At 71.3% G+C, this 3,501-nt stretch carries 3 protein-coding genes and 1 pseudogene; 3 read left to right on the top strand and 1 reads right to left on the bottom strand.

Annotation, left to right across the window (positions count from 1 at the left end; all coding sequences use genetic code 11):
• Positions 1 to 601: 601 nt before the first annotated feature.
• A pseudogene (locus C5O18_RS10895) lies at positions 602 to 1,087 on the bottom strand (RnfABCDGE type electron transport complex subunit B); the annotation flags it as partial.
• Positions 1,088 to 1,208: 121 nt separating this feature from the next.
• Here C5O18_RS10895 and C5O18_RS07620 point away from each other — a divergent pair.
• Genes C5O18_RS07620 through C5O18_RS07615 form a run of 3 tightly spaced genes read left to right on the top strand, consistent with a single transcriptional unit; the run spans position 1,209 to position 3,489 of the window.
• Complete coding sequence (locus C5O18_RS07620) at positions 1,209 to 2,264, top strand: amidase (RefSeq protein ID WP_206389789.1); 1,056 nt, start codon at positions 1,209 to 1,211, stop codon at positions 2,262 to 2,264.
• On the top strand, positions 2,246 to 2,572 hold the full coding sequence (locus C5O18_RS11010; RefSeq protein WP_277422156.1) for an amidase family protein: 327 nt from the start codon (positions 2,246 to 2,248) through the stop codon (positions 2,570 to 2,572). Before C5O18_RS07620 ends, C5O18_RS11010 begins: the two co-directional genes overlap by 19 nt.
• Before the next feature lie 5 nt (positions 2,573 to 2,577).
• A complete protein-coding gene (locus C5O18_RS07615; RefSeq protein ID WP_105192877.1) occupies positions 2,578 to 3,489 on the top strand; it encodes an alpha/beta fold hydrolase in 912 nt (303 codons plus the stop codon).
• Positions 3,490 to 3,501: the final 12 nt, after the last annotated feature.

Here is a 3,501-nt window from a genome sequence, read left to right as displayed (position 1 = left end):
GTCGCACCGCAAGGGCCACGAGTCCTTCGCCACGGCGGGCCTGATGATCGGTTTCGTGGTCATGATGACGCTGGATACCGCGCTGGCCTGAGGCCGGCGCGGATGCCGGCGGGCTGAGCGCTCAGCCGGCTCCGGCCTGCTGGGCTCGGGCCAGCGCGGCCTGGGCGGTCTCCACGGCGGCCTGCAGCGCGGGCAGCTGCGCCTGCAGCGTTTCCGCGGATTCGCCGCGGGCGAGCAGGGCGGCGACCTGCTTCTCTGCCTTCTTCAGCTGGCTGCGGGCCATGGCGGCGGCAATCATCAGGCCGCTGGTGTCGGCGCCCCCTGACTGCGCTGCTGTCGTGCCGGTGGCGCCGGCTGCGACGGGCGTGCTGGCCGATGCGGGGGGCAAGGGCGCAGCGGCCGCGTTTCCTGCGGCCTGCGCCGCCTGACGGCGCGCGGCTTTTTCATCGGCTTCTGCGGCCAGGCGCCGGTTGCGCGCCAGATAGCGGTCGCGGGCATGGTCGGCACGGGCCTGGGCGGCCTGGCGTGCGCCGGCGTCCGGCGCTTCCTCGGCGGGGACCAGCGGAATGCGGCCGGCCATGGCGGGCGCGACCGGCGGACCGTCTTGCGGGCGGATGCGCACCGGGTGCCAGGTCATCGGGATGTCCGGTCCCGGCACCAGATCGATGCAGTCGACCGGGCAGGGCGGCACGCAGAGGTTGCAGCCGGTGCATTCGTCGGCCAGCACGGTGTGCATCTGGCGGGCGGCGCCGACGATGGCATCCACCGGGCAGGCCTGGATGCACTTGGTGCAGCCGATGCATTCGTCCTCGCGGATCAGCGCCACCAGCCGGTGCGGCGGCGCCGTGCCGTAGGCCGGGTCCGGCGGCAGCGCCGGCACCTGCAGGAGTTCGGCGATGGCATCGATGGTCGGCTGCCCGCCCGGCACGCAGTGGTTGATCGGCGCGCCCGCCGCGATGGCCTCGGCATAGGGCCGGCAGCCGGCGGTCTTGCACAGCCCGCACTGGGTCTGCGGCAGCAGCGCATCGATGCGGTCGATGCGCGCTGCGGACTCCGGTGAGTGTCCGTTGGCAGGCGGCTGGGGCATGGGTCGGCTGGCGTCGTTGTTCGCGTGGGCGCTGGCGGGCGCGGGGAATCCTGAGCGGGATTATTGCATCGCGTCACGGACTGGGGCAAAGTCGCTGCACCCCATATTCTGGCAATGAACCATGTCCGATGTCCTGCTGTCGTCCGCTTTCCGTCTGGCGGAGCGCATCCGGTCCGGCGAACTGACCTCGGTCGCCGTGGTCGAGGCCCATATCGCGCGGCTGCGCCAGGTCAATCCGGTCATCAATGCCGTGGTCTGCGAGCGCGTGGCCGATGCCCGTGTCGAGGCCGCCCGCGCCGACGAGGAGATCGCCGCCGCGCGTGCCGCCGGCACCCTGGATGCGCTGCCGCCGCTGCTCGGCGTGCCCTGCACCATCAAGGAAAGTTTCCACTTCGCCGGCCTGCCCAACACCGCCGGCCTGGTCGGCCGCATCGGCCGCAAGGTCGCCGATGACGCGCCGGCCTTGGCCCGCCTGCGCGCCGCCGGCGCCATTCCGCTCGGGGTCACCAACACCTCCGAGCTGTGCATGTGGATGGAGAGCTTCAACAAGGTCTACGGCCGCAGCAACAATCCCTACGACCCGGCGCGCACGGTCGGCGGCTCGTCGGGCGGCGAGGGCGCCATCGTCGCCAGCGGCGCCTCGCCGTTCGGCCTCGGCAGCGATGTCGGCGGCTCCATCCGCATGCCTGCGTTCTTCAACGGCGTGTTCGGCCACAAGTGCTCGCCGGGCCTGGTCAGCAACGAAGGCCAGTTCCCGCCGCCGTCCGGGCAGATCGACCGTCACCTCGCCACCGGCCCGCTGTGCCGCCGCGCCGGCGACCTGGAGCCGTTGCTGCGCATCCTCGCCGGCCCCGAGGCCGGGCGCCTGGGCGATGTGTCGGCGGTCGACATCTCGCGCCTGCGCGTGCTGCAGTTCGCCCGCGAGCTCGCCATCACGCCCGATGCCGATCAGCTCGGCGCCCGCGACCGCGCCGTGCAGGCACTGATGGCGCAGGGCGCGACGGTGGAGGCGGTGCACCTGCCGCTGATGGCGAAAGCGCTGGACCTGTGGAGCGCCATGCTGGCCACGGCGGAGAGCGACAACACCTTCGCCGACCACATGTTCGGTTCGCGCGATCCGCGCGTGCCGCTGCGCGNACGCCGCGACGCACCGCGAAGCTGCGCGCGCAGGCACTGACGCTCAAGCGCCAGCTCGAGGATGCCCTGCGCGATGACGGCATCCTGGTCACGCCGCCGTATCCGACCGTGGCGCCGAAGCACTATCACGCGCTGCTGCCGCCGTTCAATTTCGTCAACTGCGCGGTGTTCAACGCGCTGTCGCTGCCGGCGACCTCGGTGCCGACCGGGCTCAACGCCGACGGCCTGCCGACCGGCGTGCAGCTGGTGGCCGCCGAAGGCATGGACCACCTCGGCATCGCGGGCGCGCTGGCGCTGGAAAAATCCCTCGGGGGCTGGGCCTACCCGATCATTCAGGAAAAGAGGTGAGCTTGATGGAGATTCGTCGCGGCGTGGCGGAGGCCAACGGCCTCGAGCTGGCCTACGAGGACATGGGCGATGTGCTGCATCCGCCGGTGCTGCTGATCATGGGTCTGAGCGCCCAGCTCTCGCTGTGGCCGCTGGGCTTCTGCGAGCAGCTGGTGAAGCAGGGCTACCGCGTCATCCGTTTCGACAACCGCGACATCGGCCTGTCGAGCAAGCTGTCGCAGCTCAAGGTGCGCGGGCCGGTGTGGCAGCGCATGCTGCGCGCCCAGCTCGGCCTGCCCAGCCCGGTGCCCTACACGCTGCACGACATGGCCGCCGACGTGCGCGGCCTGCTCGACTTCCTGCAGATTCCCAGCGCGCACATCGTCGGCGCGTCCATGGGTGGCATGATCACCCAGGTCTTCGCCGCCACCTGGCCGGAGCGCGTGCGCTCGGTCGGCATCATATTTTCCAGCACCAACCAGGCGCTGCTGCCGCCGCCGAAGCCGTCGGCGTTGAAGCCGCTCATGAGCGGGCCGGGCAAGGGCGCCACGCGCGAGCAGATCATCGCCCACTCCATGCATTTCATGCGCGTGATCGGCGGGCCGAAGTACCCGCACACGGAAGATGAGCTGCGCACGCTGGCCACCACCATGTACGAGCGCAGCTACCACCCGGCCGGCGTGGTGCGTCAGTTCAACGCCATCCTCGGCACCGGCAGCCTGCGGTCGCTGGCCAAGCGCATCGACAAGCCGGCGGTGGTCATCCACGGTCTTTCCGATCCGCTGGTGCGGCCGGCCTGCGGCAAGGCGGTGGCGCGCGCCATTCCGGATTCGCGGCTGGTGCTGATTCCGGGCATGGGCCATGACCTGCCGGCCGGCGTCTGGCCGCAGATCACCCATGCCCTGGTGGTGAACTTCAAGCGCGGCAGCGCCCGCTGAAGTGACGGTCCC

The organism is Amnimonas aquatica, assembly GCF_002943415.1.
Lineage (GTDB): Bacteria > Pseudomonadota > Gammaproteobacteria > Pseudomonadales > Moraxellaceae > Perlucidibaca > Perlucidibaca aquatica_A.
Note: the sequence above shows the minus strand (reverse complement) of the source record. Positions and strands in the feature narration are given on the sequence as shown.

Excerpts from the sequence above, each read along its gene's own strand:
- C5O18_RS07615 (WP_105192877.1), top strand. The coding sequence starts at position 2,578 with ATGGAGATTCGTCGCGGCGTGGCGGAGGCCAACGGCCTCGAGCTGGCC.